Source organism: Halomonas sp. ANAO-440, assembly GCF_019915905.1.
In the GTDB taxonomy this organism is placed as follows: Bacteria; Pseudomonadota; Gammaproteobacteria; order Pseudomonadales; family Halomonadaceae; genus Halomonas; species Halomonas chromatireducens.
Genome location: NZ_JAHXBV010000005.1, coordinates 111,165 through 132,586 on the forward strand (window position 1 = coordinate 111,165; position 21,422 = coordinate 132,586).

Annotated in this window: 20 protein-coding genes; 13 read left to right on the top strand and 7 right to left on the bottom strand. The window is 64.6% G+C overall.

What is annotated here, in order from left to right; genetic code table 11:
* The first annotated feature begins 5 nt into the window (after positions 1-5).
* The 3 genes from KZO25_RS05630 to KZO25_RS05640 are packed head-to-tail and all read left to right on the top strand — an operon-like array spanning position 6 to position 3,090.
* Positions 6-515 carry an SRPBCC family protein gene (locus tag KZO25_RS05630; RefSeq protein ID WP_223136227.1) on the top strand — a complete coding sequence of 170 codons (510 nt, stop codon included), beginning with the start codon at positions 6-8 and terminating at the stop codon, positions 513-515.
* Positions 516-572: 57 nt separating this feature from the next.
* A complete protein-coding gene (locus KZO25_RS05635) occupies positions 573-1,583 on the top strand; it encodes a GGDEF domain-containing protein (protein ID WP_223136228.1) in 1,011 nt (336 codons plus the stop codon).
* Positions 1,567-3,090: a PLP-dependent aminotransferase family protein gene (locus tag KZO25_RS05640; RefSeq protein WP_223136229.1), complete on the top strand. Its 1,524-nt coding sequence runs from the start codon at positions 1,567-1,569 to the stop codon at positions 3,088-3,090. Before KZO25_RS05635 ends, KZO25_RS05640 begins: the two co-directional genes overlap by 17 nt.
* 3 nt (positions 3,091-3,093) lie before the next feature.
* Here KZO25_RS05640 and KZO25_RS05645 read toward each other — a convergent pair whose 3' ends face one another.
* The 3 genes from KZO25_RS05645 to KZO25_RS05655 are packed head-to-tail and all read right to left on the bottom strand — an operon-like array spanning position 3,094 to position 4,951.
* The gene (locus KZO25_RS05645) at positions 3,094-3,867 is read right to left on the bottom strand and encodes a GNAT family N-acetyltransferase (protein WP_223136230.1); all 774 of its coding nucleotides are present in this window, start codon (positions 3,865-3,867) and stop codon (positions 3,094-3,096) included.
* Positions 3,864-4,475 carry an FMN-binding negative transcriptional regulator gene (locus tag KZO25_RS05650; protein WP_223136231.1) on the bottom strand — a complete coding sequence of 204 codons (612 nt, stop codon included), beginning with the start codon at positions 4,473-4,475 and terminating at the stop codon, positions 3,864-3,866. The genes KZO25_RS05645 and KZO25_RS05650 overlap by 4 nt, the downstream gene beginning before the upstream one ends.
* 11 nt (positions 4,476-4,486) lie before the next feature.
* Positions 4,487-4,951, bottom strand: a complete 465-nt coding sequence (locus tag KZO25_RS05655) for a GNAT family N-acetyltransferase (protein WP_223136232.1) — start codon at positions 4,949-4,951, stop codon at positions 4,487-4,489.
* 160 nt (positions 4,952-5,111) lie between these two features.
* Here KZO25_RS05655 and KZO25_RS05660 point away from each other — a divergent pair, with 160 nt between their 5' ends.
* A complete protein-coding gene (locus KZO25_RS05660) occupies positions 5,112-6,056 on the top strand; it encodes a DNA-3-methyladenine glycosylase family protein (RefSeq protein ID WP_223136233.1) in 945 nt (314 codons plus the stop codon).
* 4 nt (positions 6,057-6,060) lie between these two features.
* Complete coding sequence (gene ogt, locus KZO25_RS05665) at positions 6,061-6,585, top strand: methylated-DNA--[protein]-cysteine S-methyltransferase (RefSeq protein WP_223136234.1); 525 nt, start codon at positions 6,061-6,063, stop codon at positions 6,583-6,585.
* Positions 6,586-6,595: 10 nt separating this feature from the next.
* On the opposite strand, the gene KZO25_RS05670 is transcribed toward ogt, so the two are convergent.
* On the bottom strand, positions 6,596-7,087 hold the full coding sequence (locus tag KZO25_RS05670) for a MarR family winged helix-turn-helix transcriptional regulator (RefSeq protein WP_223136235.1): 492 nt from the start codon (positions 7,085-7,087) through the stop codon (positions 6,596-6,598).
* A 70-nt stretch (positions 7,088-7,157) separates the two neighbouring features.
* Here KZO25_RS05670 and KZO25_RS05675 point away from each other — a divergent pair, with 70 nt between their 5' ends.
* The 5 genes from KZO25_RS05675 to KZO25_RS05695 all read left to right on the top strand — a co-directional run bounded on the left by KZO25_RS05675 (position 7,158) and on the right by KZO25_RS05695 (position 11,262).
* Positions 7,158-8,093: a DMT family transporter gene (locus KZO25_RS05675; RefSeq protein WP_223136236.1), complete on the top strand. Its 936-nt coding sequence runs from the start codon at positions 7,158-7,160 to the stop codon at positions 8,091-8,093.
* Positions 8,094-8,268: 175 nt separating this feature from the next.
* Positions 8,269-9,138 (top strand): LysR family transcriptional regulator, encoded by an 870-nt coding sequence (locus KZO25_RS05680; protein ID WP_223136237.1) that lies wholly within the window; start codon positions 8,269-8,271, stop codon positions 9,136-9,138.
* A 99-nt stretch (positions 9,139-9,237) separates the two neighbouring features.
* Positions 9,238-9,597, top strand: coding sequence for a YciI family protein (locus KZO25_RS05685; protein ID WP_223136238.1), 360 nt, complete (start codon positions 9,238-9,240; stop codon positions 9,595-9,597).
* A 9-nt stretch (positions 9,598-9,606) separates the two neighbouring features.
* A complete protein-coding gene (locus KZO25_RS05690) occupies positions 9,607-10,854 on the top strand; it encodes an RNA polymerase sigma factor (RefSeq protein ID WP_223136239.1) in 1,248 nt (415 codons plus the stop codon).
* Positions 10,855-10,899: 45 nt separating this feature from the next.
* Complete coding sequence (locus KZO25_RS05695) at positions 10,900-11,262, top strand: DUF1428 domain-containing protein (protein WP_223136240.1); 363 nt, start codon at positions 10,900-10,902, stop codon at positions 11,260-11,262.
* 75 nt (positions 11,263-11,337) lie between these two features.
* Here KZO25_RS05695 and KZO25_RS05700 read toward each other — a convergent pair whose 3' ends face one another.
* Positions 11,338-13,320 carry an acyl CoA:acetate/3-ketoacid CoA transferase gene (locus tag KZO25_RS05700; RefSeq protein ID WP_223136241.1) on the bottom strand — a complete coding sequence of 661 codons (1,983 nt, stop codon included), beginning with the start codon at positions 13,318-13,320 and terminating at the stop codon, positions 11,338-11,340.
* A gap of 138 nt (positions 13,321-13,458) precedes the next feature.
* Between KZO25_RS05700 and KZO25_RS05705 the strand changes: the two genes are divergently transcribed.
* Positions 13,459-14,331, top strand: a complete 873-nt coding sequence (locus KZO25_RS05705) for a bifunctional nuclease domain-containing protein (RefSeq protein ID WP_223136242.1) — start codon at positions 13,459-13,461, stop codon at positions 14,329-14,331.
* A gap of 61 nt (positions 14,332-14,392) precedes the next feature.
* Here the strand turns inward: KZO25_RS05705 and KZO25_RS05710 are convergent, their stop codons facing one another.
* Entirely contained in the window at positions 14,393-15,208 is an 816-nt protein-coding gene (locus KZO25_RS05710) for an acyl-CoA thioesterase (protein WP_223136243.1), read from the bottom strand.
* 64 nt (positions 15,209-15,272) lie between these two features.
* Here KZO25_RS05710 and tadA point away from each other — a divergent pair, with 64 nt between their 5' ends.
* Positions 15,273-15,764 (top strand): tRNA adenosine(34) deaminase TadA, encoded by a 492-nt coding sequence (gene tadA, locus KZO25_RS05715; protein ID WP_223136244.1) that lies wholly within the window; start codon positions 15,273-15,275, stop codon positions 15,762-15,764.
* A 47-nt stretch (positions 15,765-15,811) separates the two neighbouring features.
* On the opposite strand, the gene mltF is transcribed toward tadA, so the two are convergent.
* Positions 15,812-17,269: a membrane-bound lytic murein transglycosylase MltF gene (mltF, locus tag KZO25_RS05720; RefSeq protein WP_262488859.1), complete on the bottom strand. Its 1,458-nt coding sequence runs from the start codon at positions 17,267-17,269 to the stop codon at positions 15,812-15,814.
* 168 nt (positions 17,270-17,437) lie between these two features.
* On the opposite strand from mltF, the gene purL reads away from it, so the two are divergent.
* Entirely contained in the window at positions 17,438-21,379 is a 3,942-nt protein-coding gene (gene purL / locus KZO25_RS05725) for a phosphoribosylformylglycinamidine synthase (RefSeq protein ID WP_223136246.1), read from the top strand.
* The last annotated feature ends 43 nt before the right edge of the window (positions 21,380-21,422 follow it).

Below are 21,422 nucleotides of genomic sequence, written 5' to 3' on the forward strand. Positions count from 1 at the left end.
CGACCATGGCAAGCTTCGACTTCGACACCACCTGGTACATCGAGGCGCCGATCGGCGAGGTATTCAATGCCCTGACCGATTCGCTGCACTGGCCCGACTGGTGGCCTGGCCTCGTCGACGTGCAGCCGCTCTTGGCCGGCAACGAGTACGGCATTGGGCGCACTCAGCACTTCGTCTGGAAGAGCCGATTGGGCTATCACCTGCGCTTCGATATTCGCATCACCCGTGTATGTGAGCCTCGCTTGATCGAGGGGGTGGCGAGTGGCGATGTGGCTGGTTTTGGGAGCTGGCAGCTGCATGAGGAGAATCTTGGTACCCGGGTACGTTACCTCTGGCAGGTGCGTACGGTGCCTCCGTGGATGGGGCTGCTGGCTCGGGTGGCACGGCCGTTGGTCGTCTGGAATCATCAGGCCATGATGCGCGAAGGTCATGCGGGGCTGATACGACACCTGGCCAGGTTTGCGCCGCACCCGGAGGGGAAGGTCAGGAGCTTGCCATCGAGGGAGGGTTGGTAGCCATCAAGGCAAAAAGGTATGCTGCGTTCCACTCATCGAAGTGGCGATAGAGATGTCATGAAGGCCTCGCATAACAATAGCAAGCGTGAGCGCCCGAAAGGAGAGAGCCATGATGGTGGCTCTCCCGCTGTCTCCTGCGAGCAGGTCCGGCGCGAACTCGAGGAGGCGCACGAGGAGATCGCTCATCTCAAGTACACCCTGAATCGGGTTCAGCGCATCGCCCGGTTGGGTTACTGGCGCCTGAGCCTCAAGACCGGCGACCTCTTCTGGTCCGAGGTGATTTACGACATTTTTGGCGTCGACCCCAAGAGCTTCACGCCTAGCCTTCTTGGCTTCAAAGCCATGGTTCACCCCGAGGACCTGGAGAGTGTAGAAGCCGCCATCGTGCGTGCGCATCAAAAGGGACAGCATGATGTCGTGCATCGAATCATTCGGCCTGATGGCGAGATCCGCTGGGTTCATGAGCTGGCTGATAACGTGCCGGAAGGGGACGATCAGATCCTGATCGGCACCGTGCGCGACATCACCGAACAGAAGAAGCTCGAGCTGCGCCTGCGCCAGCTGTCGCGCACAGATGAACTCACCGCGCTGTTCAACCGACGCTATTTCATGCAGCGACTGGTGCAGGAGCTGGCTCGCTACCGGCGTTACGGCAGGCCGACATCGGTGGTGCTGTTCGATTTCGATTACTTCAAGCGCATCAACGACACCCATGGTCACCCCGCCGGCGACCAGGTGCTTGTAAGCGTGGGCGCGCTATTGCGCGAAAGGTTGCGCACGAACGACATTCCTGCCCGGCTCGGTGGCGAAGAGTTTGCCCTGCTGCTGCCTGAAACCGGCCTCAAGGAGGCCGTGGGTGTGGCGGAAAAGGTGCGCCAGCTGGTATTTGAACAGGCATTCATGTCGGAAGAAGGCAATCGCTTCAGTGTGTCGATTACCTGTGGGGTGTCGGCATTCCACGGTACCGAAGAAACGGTGGAAGCTATCCTGCATCGCGCCGATCAGAATCTCTATGAAGGCAAGCGAGCCGGGCGCAACCGGGTCGTTGCGGATGAGCGGGGTCGTTAAGGGCGTGCCGTCCAGCGGATATGCTCTGCTGGAACAGGCTGACGGACTGTCCGATGCGTTGGACCTGGCGCTGGGCAAGCCATCGACACAGCCCTTGACCTCGCGCCTCTATCACACCTTGCGCGAATGGATTCAGGCGGGGCGACTGGTCAGCGGCCAGCGACTGCCCTCCACCCGGCAGTTGGCCCAGGAACTGGGCCTGGGGCGCAATACGGTACTGGCCGCCTTCGACCAGCTGCTGGCGGAAGGTTTCCTGGTAACCCGCCATGGTTCGGGCACATTCGTTGCCGACCTGCCGTTCCAGCTTGAGACGACAGCTGACACCGCGTCATCGCCATCGGTAGTGGATGGCAGCGTGAACCTCTCCGCACGGGGCACGGCGTTGCTTGCCTACTGTCCTGCCCGGCAAGGGCGCCACCCTGCCTTCGTGCCCGGCGTGCCGGCGCTGGACCGCTTTCCCCATGCCCAGTGGCAGCGTTTGGTGCGCCGTCACCTGCAACACATGCCCATGGATTGGCTCGCCTATCAGGTTCAGGGCGGTGTTCCGTCGCTGCGCGAGGCGCTGGCCGATTATCTGCAGCTGTCACGCTCGGTGCGATGTCGCCCCGAGCAGATCCTGATCGTGCAGGGGGCCCAGCAGGGCTTCGAACTGATCGTGCGACTGTTGAGCGACAGCGGCGATGAAGTATGGCTCGAGGAGCCGGGCTACCATGGCGCCCAGGCCTGTTTCGCGGCGGCGGGTCTCGATATGCAGCCGGTGCCGGTAGACGGTGAGGGCATGCAGATCGAGGCCCTCGACGATCCGGGGCATCCGCGGCTGATCTACGTTACACCCTCGCACCAGTATCCCAGCGGCGTGACCATGAGTCTCGCCCGGCGGCTGGCGTTGCTTGAAGCCGCCGAGCGACACGGGGCCTGGATCGTGGAGGACGACTACGACAGTGAATTTCGCTATGGCCAGCGGCCTGTTGCCGCCCTGCAGGGGCTGGTGGAAGACGCGCGGGTCATCTATGTGGGCACCTTCAGCAAGGTGATGTACCCCGGCCTGCGGTTGGGCTACCTGGTGCTGCCCGAGCCGCTGGTCGAGCCGTTTCGGCGGGCCAATGCACGGCTCCATCGCGAGGGGCAGTACGCCGTTCAGGCCGCCCTGGCCGAGTTCATTGCACGAGGCCATTTTTCTCGCCATGTGCGTCGCATGCGCGACTGCTACCGCAGGCGCCAGGCCATGCTGCGCGAGGCCTTGGCACCGGCCGTGGCGCGTGGCTTGCGGCTATCCGAAGGGCAGGCCGGCATGCACCTCGTGGCCTGGCTCGACGATGCCGAATATGAGCGCCACCTTGTCGATCGAGCGGCGGGCGAGGGGATCTCACTGTCGCCGCTATCGAGCTACTACCTGATCGCAGGCAGGCCTGGGCTGGTGCTGGGCTATGCCGGTACTGTCGAAGACGAGATCGAGCGGGCCGGTCGCTGGTTGGCCCAGGCGTGGTGTGAATTGACAAGCGACTAGTGGTCAGCGGCACTTCTGCGTCAGCGCCGACAGCGAGCTCAGCTGCCTTCCCTCCGCCTCGAAGTTCTCCGGCGCTAGCCAGCGTTCCAGGCGCGCCTCGACGGCTGGCCATTCACTGTCGAGCAGGGAGAACCAGGCGGTATCGCGGCTATGCCCGTTCTCCACCCGATGCTGGCGGAAGATACCCTCGAAGCGAAAGCCCAGGCGCACGGCGGCACGCCGTGAGGCGGCGTTGAGCGCATTGCATTTCCATTCGTAGCGCCGGTAGCCCAGTGCGAAGGCGTGGCGCATCATCAGCAGCATGGCTTCCGTGGCTGCCGGCGTGCGTCGTAGAGCTGGCGTGAAGTGAATGTGGCCGACCTCGATGCTGCCGTGCTCCGGGACGATGTTGAGGTAGCTGGCCAGGCCCAGCGCCCGGCCGGGTGTCCGCTCGTCAGCCGTCTCGACGATGGCCTCAGTCGTCTCGACAATGGCATAGAACAGCGGGTCGTCGCTTTCCGACCTGGCCTCCAGCCAGGTGCGGTACTGCCCGGCATCGGCGAACGGCATGCCGCCGGAGTAGGTCCAGCGCGCCTCGGGGGTGTCGTGTGGGCCTTCGCCGGGGGCCAGGAAGGCGGCATGCAGCGAATCGGCATGACGTTCCGGCGCCAGTGGCTCGAGGTGAACCCGGCAACCCTGCAGTGCCATACGATCGGGCCGGCGTGCCGGCTGCCAGGCGGGCAGGGCGGCGCCGACCGGCTGGCCATGCTCGTTGCGCAGCGCATCGCTCGGGCTCATGTACCTTGCTCCTCTTTCGCCAGCTTCTGCATATGGCGCCATAGCAGGCGTGCCTGCGGATCGCGGCTTTCGGCCAGGGCCGCTTCGACGCCTTCCTGGTCGGCCCGGGAGCGCTGGCGGCCGAGCTTGGCCTTGCCCGTGAGCGTCTCGATGCGAAGGCGAAAGCCGACCACGCCGGACTGCATCTTGCTCAGATACTCGCGCTCGCGGCCCAGCGAATCGAGCAGCGCGGGCTCGTAGTGCGCCAGGCTGCGGTCGAGCAGTGTCCGCGTGTCCTCGTCATTCAACACTTCGATGCTGCCCGTGGCATGCACGGCCAGGTAGTTCCAGGTGGGCACGGCGGGCTGGCTGGCGTACCAGGACGGCGATATGTAGGCATGGGGGCCGCTGAAGATCGCCAGCGCCCGGTTGCCATCCAGCGTACGCCACTGGGGGTTGGCGCGGGCGAAGTGGCCGTAAAGCGTGCCGAGTTCGCCTTCACTGCGCTCCAGCATCAGGGGCAGGTGAGTGGCCGACAGCTCGGCATCGACCAGGGCGGCGAAGCCGTGCCGGTCGATCAGCTCCCAGGCCTGTTCGCGGTCGAGACGCATCGATGGGGGAACGTACATGGCGCCTCCGCTCAGCCCTGGTCTGCTTGCGTGTCGAACAGCAGGCCGTAGTGATAGAAGGTGGTATCGCGCTGCCAGCCCAATGACTCGTAGAGCGCCTGGGCGGTTCGATTGTCGATCTCGGTGGCGAGCTTGAGGTGGCCGACGCCATGAGAACCGGCAAGCTCCCTGGCGGCCAGCATCAAGGCTCGGCCGACACCGCTGCGACGTGCCTGGGGTGCGACGAACAGGTCATTGAGCAGCCACAGCGGCGCCAGGCGCACGGTGGAAAGCAGCGGGTAGAGCTGAACGAAGCCCTGCAGCTCTCCCGCGGGGCTCTCGTGGACCAGGATGTGCGAGTCGCCAAGCTCCAGGCGTGCCTGAAGGAATTGCCGTGCGCCCGCGAGGTCCGGTTTCTGGCGATAGAACTGCCGGTAGCCGTCGAGCAGTGCGCTGAGCGGTTCTAGATCGTCCAGGGTGGCATGGCGGATGGACATGGATGGCTCCTCGCGTTTTCTGGTGGGTGCCACCCAGTGTGAGACGAAGCTGGTTCCTTGATAAGAGCCAGTTTTGGGAGATTTTGGAGAGCCACTTGGCGTTGACATTCATATCTGAAAAAACGCCAGCCATCCGCTGCCCTCAGGCTAGAATGGAGCGATGAATCTCTCGACCGAAACCGGGCGCCCCGGTGAAGCTTCCCACCTGCCCGAGCTGACGCTGAACTTGCCGTATCGGCCACCCTATGACTGGCAGGCGATACTGGCCTTCCTGGCGCGCCGGACCATACCGGGGCTCGAGCGCATCGATGGGGAGTGCTATCACCGGGTCTTCCGGGTGGGCGAGGCGGTCGGTAGCGTAAGTGTGAAACATGTTCCCGCCGACAACGCCTTGCTCGCTTCGATCCGGCTGCCCGAGGCCGCGGCCCTGTCTGGCGTCACGGCCCGGCTGCAGCGGCTGTTCGACCTGGAGGCCGATCCTGAGGCGATATGCCTGGGACTTGGCCGCGATGTCACGCTGGCGCCGCTCGTGGCGAGCCGCCCCGGGCTGCGCGTGCCGGGTGGGTGGGACCCTTTCGAGGTCGCTGTGCGGGCGATCCTCGGCCAGCAGGTCAGTGTCGATGCCGCGACCCGGCTGGCCGGACGCCTGGTCGAACGCCTCGGCGAACGGGTTGCAGGGCAGGCAGCGCCAGGCCTCGACCGACTGTTCCCATTGCCCGAACGCTTCACCTTCGATGAGATCAAGGCGCTCGGCATGCCCGGCGCGCGAGCCAATGCCCTGGTGGGGTTGGCGTTGGCCTACCGTGAGCGGCCGCAGCTGTTCGAGCGGCGGGATCTCGACGACACCGTGGCCCACCTGTGCGCCTTGCCCGGCATCGGCGCATGGACGGCTCACTACATCGCCATGCGCGGACTGAGGGAGAGCGATGCCTTCCTACCTTCGGACGTGGCGCTGCAGCGGGCGCTGGCGGAACAGGGCCGGCGGCCCACGCCGCGTGAGCTGCTTGCGCGTGCCGAGGCATGGCGGCCCTGGCGTGCCTACGCCGTGATGCACCTATGGCATGCCGATGCCGCCACCACGCAAGCAAATCCGCAACGGGAGTAGTGCGATGCGACTCTGGACTGATCGACTGCCGTCCCCGGTGGGGGAACTGTGCCTGGTCGGCGATGACCAGGGCGCACTTCGGGCGTTGGAATTCGATAGCCATGACGAGCGGCTGCACCGCCTGCTGGCGCGGCACTACCGCCGCTACGAACTCGTCAAGGGCACGGCGCCTGGTGCCATTCTCCAGGCCCTCGAGTCCTACTTCGCCGGCGACCCGTCCCACCTCGATGCGCTGCCGGTGGCCACCGGCGGCACCGAGTTCCAGCGCCAGGTATGGCAGGCGCTGCGCGGAATCCCGGCCGGCACCACGATCAGCTACGGTGAGCTGGCTGCGCGGATCGGGCGCCCCGGCGCCAGCCGCGCCGTGGGCCTGGCCAATGGCGCCAACCCGGTGGCCATCGTGGTGCCGTGCCATCGGGTGATCGGCGCCAACGGCACTCTGACCGGCTATGGTGGCGGGCTGCCGCGCAAGCGCTGGCTGGTGGAGCACGAGCGGGGGCTGGTTCAGGGGGAGCTGGCACTCGTCTAGCTCGGCCGGCTCAGGCCTCGTCGGCCAGCCCTTCCAACAGCTTGCCCAGCAGTTCACTCAAGGCTCGCTGCTCCTCGCAGCTGAGAGCCGCAAGCATCCTGGCTTCGTTCTCCACGTGACGTGGGACCATTCGGTTCATCAGCGCCAGGCCCTCTTCGGTCAGTGACACCAGCGTCCCGCGCCGATCCTCGGGATTCGGCGAACGCCTGATCAGGCCTGCTTTCTCCAGCCGGTCCAGCCGGCTGGTCATGCCCCCGGACGAGATCATCAGCGTCTCGAAGAGCTGAGTCGGTCCCAGGCAATAGGGGGCTCCCGAACGCCGCAGCGTCGCCAGTACGTCGAACTCTCCTGCCTGCAGGCCGTACTCCTTGAAGAAAGCCTGCAGCCGCTCCTGGGTGAGCGACTGCATGGTCTTCAAATATCCCACCACCTCCATCGGCAGCAGGTCGAGATCGGGCATTTCCTGTTGCCATTGAGCAATGGCTTGCTTGACACGGTTCATGGCTATGATTATCTTTCCATAAAGATACTTTTTGGCAAGATTCTTTTTGCCGTTCTATAGGAGCCCTATCATGGCGAACTCCACATCACCAGGCAACCGTGCCGGCTGGTACGCTCTGGGCTGCCTGCTGCTGGTCGGCAGCCTGTTGGCTCTCTCGCTGGTCGTGGCCAAGCTCGCCGACAATGCCGGCGCGCCGCGCTTGAGCTTCCTGATGGTGGCGGTGGCCGGTGCCGGCCTACTGCTACTGGCGCTGGCAGCCGTACAGCGCCAGCCGATGAGACTCAATCGGCGCATTCTCGAATATGCGTTGATTTCGGGTGCGCTGTTCGCCCTGCCCAATGCACTGGTCTTCCTGGCGGTACGCCACGTGGGTGCCGGCTTCATCTCGCTCAGCTTCGCCTTTCCGATTCTCTTGACCTGGATGCTGGCGGTAGGACTGGGCATGGAGCGCGTCAATGCGCTGCGGCTGCTGGGTGTCATGTTGGGTCTGACTGGCGGAGTGCTGCTGGCATGGGCCAAGGCAGGCGGTATGCAGGGCGCCCAGGGTTGGGCTGCCCTGGTTCTGGCGATTCCCTTGATCCTTGCGCTGGGCAATATCTATCGCACCCTGCGCTGGCCCGGTGAGACAGGGGCGGTGTACCTGGCGGCACTGATGTTGCTGGGCGGAGCGCTGACGCTCGCCCCCTTCGTGCTGGCGTTCGAATCAGGACAAGTACGGCAGCTGCTCGGTTGGGAAGTGATTCGTCTGCTGCTGGTGGAAGCCATGGTCTTCACCGTGCTCTACGTCTTCTACTTCGTGCTGCAGAAGATTGCCGGACCCGTCTACCTCAGTCAGATCGGCATGGTGGCTGCCCTGGTCGGCACGCTGATCGCCGTCACGTTGCTGGGGGAGTCGATTCCGCCCTTCCTGGGCCTGGCGGCGGCGCTGGTGGTCCTCGGCGCCTTACTGTTTCACCGCGGCGCTTCGCGCCGCGACACCAATCCGCCGGCCACGGCGGATGCCTGACCCCTGGAGAAAATATTGCGAGAAAATTCATCCAGTGAACATGCGCTCTGAAGCGAGCTGTTGCTGACGAAGCACGGTACTTCTTTATTTATCTGCTATCTTTCATTTCCAGTCGGGATGCGTGCTTAGTTAATACATAATAAACACGATCCCTTATTTATAGCGGATTATTATAATGCTTGATCTATTGCTGCTCCGTAGTTTCGTAACAATTGTCGAGGAGGGCAGTTTCACTGCCGCGGCCAACCGATTGCATCTTACCCAGCCTGCGATCAGCGGGCATCTGCGCCGCCTGGAATCACAGCTTGGCAAGCCGCTGCTGCAGCGAACGACGCGAAGTTTCCAGCTGACGCCGGATGGCGAGAGTCTGCTGAGCTATGCCCGAGCAATGCTGAGCCTCAATCGAGATGCCATAGCACAGCTTGCGAGTTCGTCCTTTCATGGCTGCCTGCGCCTGGGTGTGTCTGAGGATCTTGCCCATGAGCGGCTAATGAGGACACTGAAACGCTTTACGAAGCGTCACTCTCTGACAAGCATCGAGGTGCGGGTTGGCATTCCATCAGACTTGCTGGCCTCCATGCGCCAAGGCCACCTCGATATGGTACTGGGGGCGCAGTGTGGAGAGCAGGAGGCAGGCATCTGTCTTTGGCGGGAGCCGTTGGCCTGGGCCTGGGCCGAAGGCGAGCCTTGGGAGCTTCCTTCGCCGCTGCCCCTGGCACTTTTCCCCGAGCCATGCCCGTATCGGGAAATCGCCCTGGCGCAATTGGCGATGGCGGGAATCGTGCAGCACACAGTCGTGCTGTGCATGAGTGGTGCTGGCATGCGCGCCGCCGCCGCCAGCGGTTTTGCCATTGCTCCCATGCCCGTCAGTCAACTGGGGCCGGGGCTGGTCGCGCTTTCATCCGAGCATGGCCTGCCATTGCTGCCCGATGCCGAAGTCAGGCTGATCACTGAGGATAACGCCGATGAGCAGGGGTTGCTGGTGGCATTGACGGATGCCCTGGTCACCGAGTTGGCTCCGGCACGGATGGTCGAGACGGCCTGAAGTCATCACCCACGAGTCGCCTGGCCTGTCGATTCATCGTGCCGCCGTTCGATCTCTCATCAGGCAGCCATGAGGCTGCGCTTATCAGGAGACAATGCCATGCAATACATGCTGATGTGCTGTATCGACGAGGCGCTGTGGAGCGGCCTGCCGGATGCCGAGCGAGACGAGGTCATGAACGACTATAATGCCCTGATCCAGGAGATGGTCACCAGCGGCCACTACCGCGGCGGTGCCCGGCTACAGTCGGTGGACAGTGCCACCACGTTGCGCGAGAAGAACGGCAAGGTGGTGACACTGGACGGCCCCTTCGCCGAGAGTCGCGAACAGCTGGGCGGATTCCATGTGGTGGAGTGCCGCGACCTGGACGAGGCCTTGTCGCTGGCCCGGCGTATTCCGCCACTAAGGGTCGGCGGTTCTGTCGAGGTAAGACCGGTGGACCCCGCCTATCGACTATGAGGGGCCTGAGTGACCCTGGACGATCTCTATCGCCGTGAGTATGGCCGTGTGTTGGCCAGCCTGATTCGCCGGTTCGGTCACTTCGAACTGGCGGAGGATGCCGTGCAGGCGGCCTTCGAGGCGGCGATGGTGCAGTGGCCGGCGCAGGGCTGGCCACCGAACCCGACCTCGTGGCTGATCTCCACGGCCCGCCACAAGGTGGTCGACCAGTTGCGTCATCAGCAGATGCGCGAGCGCAAGGGCGACGAACTGCGCCAGCACCTGGCGCTGATGCTCGAGCGCGACCTCGAGGCCGAGCCGCTCGACAGCCTGCGCCTGATCTTCGCCTGCTGCCATCCGGCCCTCGCACGACCGGCCCAGGTGGCATTGACGCTGCATGCCCTGGGCGGGTTGCGTACCGAGGAAATCGCCCGCGCCTTCATGGTGCCGGTGCCGACCCTGGCCCAGCGGCTGGTGCGGGCCAAGGCCAAGATTCGCGACGCCGGCATTCCCTTCGAGGTGCCCGACGACACGGCCCTGGGCGAGCGCCTGGAGTCGGTGCTGGCGGTGATCTACCTGATCTTCAACGAAGGCTACGCGTCCAGCTTCGGCGACGACTGGGTGCGTGGCGACCTCTGCGCCGAAGCGATTCGCCTGGGACGAATGCTGGTGCGGCTGCTGCCGGCGGAGCGCGAGGCGCGCGGCCTGTTGGCGCTGATGTTGCTGCACCATTCCCGGCGCGATGCCCGTACCGACGATAGCGGTGACATCGTGCTGCTGGAGGAGCAGGATCGCGCGCGCTGGCACCTCGATGAGATCGAGGAGGGGAGTGCCCATGTGCAGATAGCGCTGCGCGGTGGCGTGCCCGGCGGCTATGCGGTGCAGGCCGCCATTGCCGCGCTGCACGCTCAGGCGCTGACGCCGGCAGAGACCGACTGGCGGCGTATCGCCTCGCTTTACAGTCTGCTTTATGCCATCCAGCCCACACCGGTAGTGGCACTCAACAGGGCCGTGGCGATCGCCATGGCCGATGGGCTGGAAGCGGGCCTGGAGCAACTCGAGAAGATCCACCTGCCCGATTATCACCTGTTGCCCGCGACACGCGCCGACCTGCTGCGACGGCTGGGCCGCCATGATGAGGCGGCGGCGCATTACCGCCAGGCGCTGAAACTCGTGACCCACGGTGCCGAGCGGCGTTTCCTCGAGCGCCGCCTGCGCGAGGTGCTGGCGAACGCTGCCGGTGTCGATTCGTCGCTGGCTGGTTCGAAAGGGGGGTGAGGCCTTTATTGGCCGCCCCAGACTTACCACTCAGGAGACATTCCCATGAGCTACGTCGATGGTTTCGTATTGCCGGTTCCCGAAGGGAACCTCAAGCCGTATCTGGACATGGCCCGACGGGCCGGCGAGGTCTGGCGCGAGCACGGAGCGCTGGAGTACGTGGAATGTGTGGCCGACGACGTCAAGCCGGGAGAGCACACTTCCTTCCCCCAGAGCGTCAAGCTGGAGCCGGGAGAGACGGTGATCTTTTCCTGGATCCTCTACGCCTCGCGCGAAGAGCGCGATCGTATCAACGCCAAGGTGATGGAAGACCCGCGAATGGCCGACATGATGGATCCGGCTAACCACCCCTTCGATGGCAAGCGCATGATCTGGGGCGGATTTCGAGAGGTGCTGAGGCTGCCTTGACTCAGCGCTTGACCTGCCGGGTCCATAAAGAGGCCGGCCACGGCCGAGATGAGTATTTGACCGGTGAGGCTGCGGTCAGGCCTCATCCTCCTTTAGGTGCTGGCGCGCCTCCTGGGCGCTCTCGTAGATATGAGGTGCCACGGCGCGCTCCTCCAGGGCATGGCCGAGCTTCCTGCGCATGAAGCTGCTGGTGGTATAGCGGGTGACCCGATGATAGAAGCGGTGCTCGAGGTCGCTGACCATGGCCGTGTAGTCAGCGAGCAGGGATTCGTCGATACGGAAGTGGTCATAGTTGACGACGGCATACACCTTTCGACCCAGTGGCGCCAGACAGGCTTCCACGGTATCGCGGATCGTGGCGATATCTTCCGGAGACGTGACCTTGAGGTTCTCGAAGTTGATGAACAGCACGTCGGCGGCTTCGTCGAAGTGGAAGCGTTGTGCCAGGGGTAGCTCCAGCAGCAGCTCCCGAAGGCCCATGGGGGCGGAGCGGAAGATGCGTTCATCCATCACCCTGGGTGGCGTGGGCATCAGCGGCGTGAAATCCATCAGGGCCAGGATGTCATGGTCCAGGTCGACGCCTGGAGCGATCTCGATCAACTGGATGCCCGCCGTGGTGAGTTCGAAGACACAGCGTTCGGTGACGTAGCGCACCGGCTTGCCGTCTGCTGCGGCAAGCTGGCCGCTGAAGGTGCGATGCTCCACCTCAGTGACGAACTTGTGCATGCCGCCCTCGGGAAGCCGCAGCCCGCCTTCGATGATGGCGAGCGCTTCCTTCGTGGCCACGAAGGTGCCCATGAACACCACCTTGCGGGCATTCTGGCTGATATTGATGAAGCCTCCGGCGCCGGCCAGGCGAGTGCCGAACTTCGAGACATTGACGTTGCCTGCGGCATCGACCTGGGCCATGCCCAGGAAGGCGATGTCCAGGCCACCACCGTCATAGAAGTCGAACTGGGCAGGCTGGTCGATGATCGCCTGGGTATTGAGCGCGGCGCCGAAGTTGAGCCCGCCGGCGGGCAGGCCGCCGATCACGCCGGGTTCGGCGGTCAGGGTCAGCAGTTCCAGGATGCGTTCTTCGCTGGCCACCGAGCTGATCCCCTCGGGCATGCCGATGCCCAGGTTCACCACGCTGTTGGGAATCAGTTCGAAGGCCGCGCGCCTGGCGATGATCTTCCGGGCAGAGAGCGCCAGCGTTTCGGGAACGGCCATGGGGGCCTTGATCTCCCCTGAGAAGGCCGGGTTATACGCGGTACTGAAGGTTTGCCAGTGATGTTCCGGCTCATCGCAGATCACGATGCAGTCCACCAGGATGCCGGGTATACGTACGTCCTTGGGGTGCAGGGTGCCGCGCTCGGCAACTCTCTCCACCTGGACGATCACCACGCCTCCCGAGTTGCGCACCGCCGTGGCGATGGCCAGCGACTCCAGCACCAGGGCCTCACGCTCCATGGTCACGTTGCCCAGGGTATCGGCTGTCGTGCCGCGCAGCAGTGCGACCTGCAGCGGCAGGGCCGGATAGAAAAGGTACTCCTCGCCATTGATGGGCAATAGCGTGACTCGCTCGTCCACGGTTGCGTCGTTGATCTTGCCGCCACCCAGACGCGGGTCGACGAAGGTGCCGAGACCGACCCGCGTCAGGGTGCCGGGCTTGCCGGCGGCGATGTCGCGGAACAGGTGCGAGATCACGCCCTGGGGCAGGTTCCAGGCCTGGATGCGCCCCTCGATAGCAAGTTTCTGCAGTGCCGGCACGAGCCCCCAGTGCCCGCCGATCACCTTGGCCACCAGCCCTTCATGGCCAAGGTGATTGAGCCCTCGGGTCTTGCCATCCCCCTGACCCGCCGCATACATCAGCGTGAGATCCCGCGGCTGACCGGTCTCGAGAAAGCGCTGTTCCAGTGCCACGGCCAAGTGTTCGGCAAAGCCAATGCCGACGAAGCCGCCCGTGGCCACGGCATCGCCATCGCGGATCAGCTCGATGGCCTCCTCTGCGGTGACGACCTTGCCTTTCTCGTTGAAGGGGCGACGGGACAGCAGCGGGTGGGTCTGGCGGTTCATGGGCTTGGCTCCTGTTATTGTCCCGATACGTTATCACCGGAGATCGGCTCGTGGTGATAGCCTCATGGCAGAGTTCGAGGCCGGGTGCCATCCTGATGGGACACCCCTATTGCCGCAGGCCGGTATTCGAGGAGGCTTATGAAACTGTCACTGTTCTTGCGCTACCTTGCGTCATTGTTTCTGGGCGGACTACTGCTGCTTGGCACGCAAGTGGCCGGTGCCCGTGAACTTGCCGCCGAACCTGAAGACATGGTCGAGGTCGAGATTGCCACCGTGGGCGTGGCCGGCTTTGGTGGGCCGCCGGTGGTGCTGTTACGCGAGCCGGGCACCCAGGATGTCATCCCAATTTTCATCGGTCCCAATGAGGCCGCTGCCATCCTGCACGGCCTGGGCGGCGAGCGCTCCCGGCGCCCAATGACCCACGAGTTGCTCGGAGACGTCCTTTCAGGCATCGAAGTGACCCTGGAGCGGATCTATGTCGATGCCATTGTCGATCATACCTTCCTTGGGATGCTGGAGCTGCGCGTCGAGGGTTGGGATGAGCCGGTGCGAATCGACAGCAGGCCCAGCGATGCCATCGCTCTGGCGCTCTATGCGGGGGCAAGCATCCACGTGGCTCCCCAGGTGCTGGAGGCGGCGCGGCAGATTGAGTACGAAGGACTGGACGATCAAGTGGTGGCTGCGTTGGGTATCACGGTCACGCCGGCGGACGATGACTTGCGCGAAGCGCTAAGCCTGCCCGACCGGGAGGGCGTCTTGGTCAGCGATACACGCGGACCCGCCGCAGAGGCCGGTATGGAACCCGGTGCCTTGATACTCGAAGTGAACGGTGAGGTGCCGACCACGCCCATGCAGTTTCTTGAACTGGTACGCGACACCCCCCGGGGCGAAGATGCCCGGCTGCGCTACTGGCAGGAGGGGGAAGAGCACGAGATCGAGCTCTCCACCGATGTACCGCCACCACGTGCGGTGCCCCGCGAGCGACTGGAGGAGCCCGGTATCCAGGCTTGATACGACAGCGTCAACGGGCCGCCTCTGTGACCTGCACGTGGCGGCCCACCTCAATGGCCGATCATGAGCGCAGGCGGGTCAGCCCCTCCTGGGCGGTTGAGGCCACCAGTCGACCATCGCGGTCATAGATGCTGCCACGAGCGAAGCCCCGTGCCCCGCCGGCCCAGGGGCTGTCCATGTCGTACAGCAGCCAGTCGTTGATCTTCACGTCGTGATGGAACCACAGCGCGTGGTCGAGGCTGGCGATCTGCAGCCTGGGGTCGCGGAAGGTTATCCCGTGAGGAACCAGCGCCGTGGTCAGCAGGTTGAAATCCGAGCTGTAGGCCAGCAAGTAGCGGTGCAGGGCGGGGTCGTCGGGCATATCGCCGGTCAGGCGAAACCAGAGCCGCTTGCGCGAGGGCTGACCCGTCTCGGCCTCGTCTCCCAGGTGGAGAAACTCGATGGGGTGGCCGGGGAAACGTTCCAGCCGAGCCGAGGGATCACTGTCCAGGTCTTCGGGATGGGTGACCTCGGGCATGGCCATCTGGTGGGCCATGCTCTGCTCGCTGCCATGGAAGGAGGCGCTGCAGAAGAAAATCGGGCGTCCCTTCTGGATGGCGGTGACGCGTCGCGTGGTGAAGCTGGCGCCATCGCGTACGGCATCGACCTGATAGACTACCGGGCGATGGGGGTCGCCGGGCCGCAGGAAGTAGCCGTGCAGTGAATGAACCTGTCGCTCGGCATCCACTGTTTGCGTGGCGGCCGAGAGCGCTTGACCGAGTACCTGGCCACCGAACAGCTGGGGCAGGCCAAGGTCCTGGCTGTGGCCGCGAAACAGGTTTTCCTCGATCTCTTCCAGGCCGAGCAAGGCAACGAGAGCATTCAGGGCGTCGCTCATGGGCATCCTCAGGGGTGTATCATACGATTGTTTAATAGTATCAGCATACACGGAGTCCGAACCGATGCGCAGTGACGAATTCTACATGCATCGGGCGCTCGACCAGGCGAGGGAAGGGCTGGCTGCCGGCGAGGTGCCGGTGGGTGCGGTGGTGGTGGATGCGGCCGGCGAGATCGTTGGAGCCGGCTACAATTCGCCGGTGTCGTGCCACGACCCCAGCGCCCATGCCGAGGTTCGCGCACTGCGTGACGCGGGAGCCCGGCTGGGCAACTACCGACTCGACGGCTGCACGCTGTACGTCACCCTCGAACCCTGCCTGATGTGTACCGGAGCGATCATTCACGCGCGTCTGGCCCGGGTCGTCTATGGTGCGGCGGAGCCGCGTACCGGTATGGTCGAGTCCAAGGCCAATCTCTTCGTTCAGCCCTGGTACAACCACCGGGTGCAGGTGGAAGGTGGGCTGCTCGCCACGCGAGCGTCGCAACTGCTCAAGGCATTCTTCGAGGCACGCCGTGAGAGTGCAAAGAAAGACGAATCAGGATGCGCCAGTGGCTAGCGTGCCAAGCCCGTCGTCATTGAGGCGTGAAGTTCAGGTCGCGATTCTCAACGAATGGGGGGCACGATATCGAACAGCAGGCCATCGTCATCGGCGGCTTCGCCATTCAGGTCGTTGAGCTGTAGATACTGCTGCTGGCTGCGATCGACGTAGGTCAGGATCTCGTAATAGCGGCGGATATTGCGTACATAGATGACAGGCTCGCCCCCACGGGCATAGCCATGGCGGGTCTGGCTGTGCCATTCGCGTTTCTGCAGCAGAGGCAGGGCTTCGCGGACGTCCTTCCAGCGGTCGGGGTCGCCATCGAGCTGCTCGGTGATACGGCGGGCGTCGTAGAGGTGGCCCAGGCCGACATTGTAGGCGGCCATGGCCATGAACAGCCGGTCCTCGCCCTGGATCGAGTCGGGTAAGCGATCCTTGATGTGTCGCAGGTAGCGGGCGCCGCCATCAATGCTCTGGGCCGGGTCCAGGCGGTCATCGACGCCCATCTCGCCGGCGGTGGGCAGGGTCAGCATCATCAGGCCGCGCACGCCGGTGGGGGAGGTGGCCTCGGGGTCCCAGTGCGACTCCTGGTAGCCCAGTGCCGCCAGAAGCTTCCAGTCGAAGCCGGTGTTGCGGGCTGCCTCTCGAAACAGGGCCGTATAGTCGGGAAGGCGCTCATGCAGGTGGGCGATGAAGACCCGGGCACCCACATATTCCAGGTAGTCGTCGTGACCGAAGTGGCGTTCGACCAGGTCGTCAAGAACCCCTTCGTGCTGCAACTGCTCGAGGAATCGATTGGCCTCCTGCTGCAACCGCAGGCCGCCCAGGGCGGGAAAGGCCCAGGCCATGGAGAGCGGCTCGCCGATGGGAAAGCCGCGCTCGACGCCGGGGAAGAAGATGCGGTTGATGCGGAACTGGTGGTCATAGACCACGGCCGCATCGAGATTACCACTCTCCACGCGACTGAGCAGTTCGGGAACTTCGACTTCCGGCGATTCACGCCAGCCGAGCTCGGGATACTCGGCCTGCAGCTCGCGTAGCGCCTGGTCGGCGCCGGAGCCGCGGATGGTGCCGATTTCCAGGCCGGCCAGTCCTTCCGGGCTCTTGACCGGGGGCAAGCCGCGCCGATAGACCAGCACTGGCTGCAGGTCGAACATAGCCCGGCTGAATATCAGGCCTTCCAGGGTCGGATCCAGGGGCAGCGTGGCGGCGCCCAGATCCCCTTCCCGGCGCACGGTGTCGATCACACTCATGATGTGGTGGCTGGCGTCCAGGGTGAGGCTGACCTCGAGGTGGTCGGCAAAGCGCCGCATCAGTTCATACTCGAAGCCGGTCGGGCCATGGCGGCCTTCATAGTAGGTGGTAGGCGTGTTTCGGGTATGCACGCTGAGAAAATCCCGCTCACGCACAGCCTCGAGGAGGTCGTCTGGCGGGGTGAAGTGCCGGTAGGGTAGCAGGAACAGCATGACACCCAGCAGCAGCAGGGCAGCAAGGCGCAGACGGTACTGCGCTTGTCGACTCATGGGTTTGGGCATTTAGGCGACGATCGGCGATGAGGGCTTTACGATAACGTTACAAGCAGCCAGTGTCATCCGCCGGATTTCGTCCCGCCCCCGCTTTCCAGTATCATGTCGGCTTTCTGCGCCGCGTATGCGGCCCCTTCCTACGCTTGCTTCAGAGGCTCCAAAGACATGCTCGAACTTCGAGGCGCGCCTGCCCTTTCCGCTTTCCGTCACGACAAGCTGCTGGCTGCCCTGCGCGCGCGGGTTCCCGAGGTCGAGTCCCTGCACGCTAACTACGTGCATTTCGTCGATCATGACGGTGAGCTGTCCGACGATGAGCGACAGGTCCTCGACCGCCTGCTCGACTATGGTATCCAGAGTGAAGGCGCGAATGATCTTGGCGCCGAGGGGCAGCTGTTTCTGGTGGTGCCGCGAATCGGCACCCAGTCGCCATGGTCGTCCAAGGCCACCGATATCGTGCATAACTGCGGCCTGGCGAAGATCCGTCGCCTGGAGCGGGGCATCGCCTACCGTGTCGTGCTCAGGGCGCCGATGTCCGAGACCGCCTTTTCCACCATCGTGGAGACCCTGCACGACCGCATGACCGAGAACGTGCTGGCCGATGCCTCCGATGCCGCCAGGCTCTTTGCCCATCATGAGCCGGCACCGCTGGGTCAGGTGAATGTCCTCGAAGGCGGCCGCGGCGCCCTGGAGGCGGCCAACGGCGAACTGGGGCTGGCCCTGGCCGACGACGAGATCGACTACCTGCTGGCCGCTTTCCAGGAGCTGGCGCGCAATCCCACCGACGTCGAGCTGATGATGTTTGCCCAGGCGAACTCCGAGCATTGTCGCCACAAGATCTTCAATGCCGACTGGGTGGTGGACGGCAAGGCGCAGCCGCACTCGCTGTTCAAGATGATCAAGAACACCTTCAATGCCTCGCCGGACGATATCCTTTCGGCCTACAGCGACAATGCCGCCGTGATCCGGGGCAGCGAGGCGGGTCGATTCTTTCCGGCGCCGCTGACCGGCAAGGCTGCCGAGCGTGCCGTTTACGGCGCGCAGCACGAGCCGATTCACATTCTGATGAAGGTGGAAACGCACAACCATCCCACGGCCATCGCGCCTTATCCCGGGGCCGCTACCGGTGCCGGTGGCGAGATCCGTGACGAAGGCGCCACGGGCATCGGCGGCAAGCCCAAGGCGGGCCTCACCGGCTTTACCGTTTCCAATCTGCGCATACCCGAGTTCGTGCAGCCCTGGGAAGCCTTCGATTACGGCAAGCCGGACCGGATGCAGTCGGCGCTTTCGATCATGCTCGAGGGCCCCATCGGCGGCGCCTCCTTCAACAACGAGTTCGGGCGCCCCAACCTTGCCGGTTACTTCCGCACCTTCGAACAGGATGCCATGGGCGCCGGGGGCATCGAGCGGCGTGGCTACCACAAGCCGATCATGATCGCCGGCGGCTACGGCAACATTCGCGATGGCCATGTCCAGAAGGGCGTGATTCCCGTCGGTGGCAAGCTGATCGTCATGGGTGGCCCGGCCATGCTGATCGGCCTGGGCGGCGGCGCCGCTTCCTCCATGGCCTCCGGCACCTCGAGTGCCGATCTCGACTTCGCCTCGGTGCAGCGCGAGAACCCCGAGATCGAGCGCCGCGCCCAGGAGGTGATCGATCGCTGCTGGGCCCTGGGCGAGGCCAACCCCATTTGCTTCTTCCACGATGTGGGCGCAGGCGGCCTCTCCAATGCCCTGCCGGAGCTGGTCAAGGACGGCAACCGTGGCGGGCGCTTCGATCTGCGTGCCGTGCCCAATGCCGAGCCGGGCATGAGCCCGCTGGAGATCTGGTGCAACGAGGCCCAGGAACGCTATGTGCTGGCGGTGGCGCCGGAGGACCTGGAGACCTTCGAGACGCTCTGTGCCCGGGAGCGCTGCCCCTATGCCGTGGTCGGCGAGGCCATCGAGGCCCATCACCTGGAAGTGCGCGACGGCCATTTCGAAAGCCAGCCGGTCGACCTGCCCATGAGCGTGCTGTTCGGCAAGCCACCGAAGATGCAGCGCGAATTCGAGCGGGAAAGCCGGGATCTGTCGGGGGTGATGCTCGACAACCTGGACCTGCGCGAGGCGATGGAGCGCGTGCTGCGCTTGCCCACCGTCGCTTCCAAGGGCTTCCTGATCACCATCGGCGACCGCTCCATCACCGGCATGGTGGCCCGCGACCAGATGGTCGGCCCCTGGCAGGTGCCCGTGGCCGACGTGGCGGTGACCACCGCCAGCTACGATACCCATGCCGGGGAGGCTATGGCCATGGGCGAGCGGCCGCCGGTGGCGTTGATCGATCCCGCCGCCAGCGCACGGCTGGCGGTCGCCGAGGCGATCACCAACCTGGCGGCGGCGCCCATCGCCAAGCTGGGTGATATCAAGCTCTCCGCCAACTGGATGAGCGCCGCCGACCACGTCGGCGAAAACCAGGCGTTGTACGACGCTGTCCATGCCGTGGGGATGGAGCTCTGCCCGGCGCTGGGCATCGCGATTCCGGTGGGCAAGGACTCCATGTCGATGCGTACCGCCTGGACGACGCAGGACGCCAAGGGCGAGCCGGAAGAGCGGAGTGTCACCTCGCCGCTCTCCCTGGTCGTTACCGGCTTTGCCCCGGTTACCGATGCCATGGCCACCCTGACGCCGCAGATCAACCTGGAGCAGGACGAGTCCGACCTGATCCTGATCGACCTGGGCGCTGGCAAGAATCGCCTGGGCGGCTCGGCCCTGGCCCAGGTCTATGGCCAGGTGGGTGATGCCTGCCCCGACCTGGACGACCCGGAGGACCTCAAGGCGTTCTTCGCGGTGATCCAGGGCCTCAACCGTGACGGCAAGCTGCTCGCCTATCACGATCGCAGTGACGGCGGGCTTCTGGTGACGCTGCTGGAGATGGCCTTTGCCGCCCACGCTGGCCTGGAGATCAAGCTCGACTGGTTGATCGACGAGCCGGCCGACGCCGTGGATGCGCTGTTTGCCGAGGAGCTCGGTGCGGTGATTCAGGTCAATCGTCAATACACGGAAGAGGTGCTGGCCCAGTTCGCCGGCGCGGGTATCGAGACCTGCGGCGTCATCGCCCGGCCGCGCTACGACGATCAGGTCCGCGTGACCCTCTTCGAGGAGCCGCTGCTGGAGACCACGCGGCTGCTGGCCCAGCGCACCTGGGCCGAGACCAGCTACCGGATGCAGGCACTGCGCGACAATCCGGAGTGCGCCAAGAGTGAGTTCGACGGTCTGCTCGACAGCCGCGACCCGGGTCTTTCCGCGAGTCCTGCCTTTGACGTGGATGAGGATATCGCCGCGCCCTACGTGAATACGGCTCGACCGGCGGTGGCAGTCCTGCGCGAACAGGGCGTGAACGGCCAGCTGGAAATGGCCTGGGCCTTTGACCGTGCGGGTTTCGAGGCCGTTGACGTGCATATGAGCGATATCCTCGAGGGGCGCGTCGGTCTCGAGTCGTTCAAGGGCCTGGTTGCCTGTGGCGGCTTCTCCTATGGCGACGTGCTGGGCGCCGGCGGCGGCTGGGCCAAGTCGGTACTGTTCAACGAGCGGGCTCGCGAGCAGTTTGCCGCCTTCTTCGCCCGGGACGACAGCTTCGGCCTGGGCGTCTGCAACGGCTGCCAGATGTTCGCCCAGCTGCGGGAGCTGATTCCCGGCACCGAAGACTGGCCGCGCTTCGTGCGCAATGAGTCCGAGCAGTTCGAGGCGCGGGTGGCCATGGTCCAGGTGGAGAAGAGCCCCTCGATCCTGCTGGCTGGCATGGAGGGCTCACGCCTGCCGATCGCTGTGGCCCATGGGGAGGGGCGTGCGGAATTCCGCGACAGCGCCCACCTGCGCAGCATGCAGGTCGGGACCCAGGTGGCGCTGCGCTACGTGGACAACTACGGCCAGGTGACCAGCCACTATCCTGCCAACCCCAACGGTTCACCCTCCGGCATTACCGGTCTGACGACGCCGGATGGCAGGGTAACGATCATGATGCCGCATCCGGAGCGGGTGGTCCGGGCCGTCACCAACTCCTGGCGTCCGGCGGAGTGGAGCCAGGACGGCGCCTGGATGCGGCTGTTCCGCAACGCTCGGGTCTGGTTGGACTGACAGGCATCAGTGAAGCAAGGGCGCGAAACAAGTGCGTGAAAAG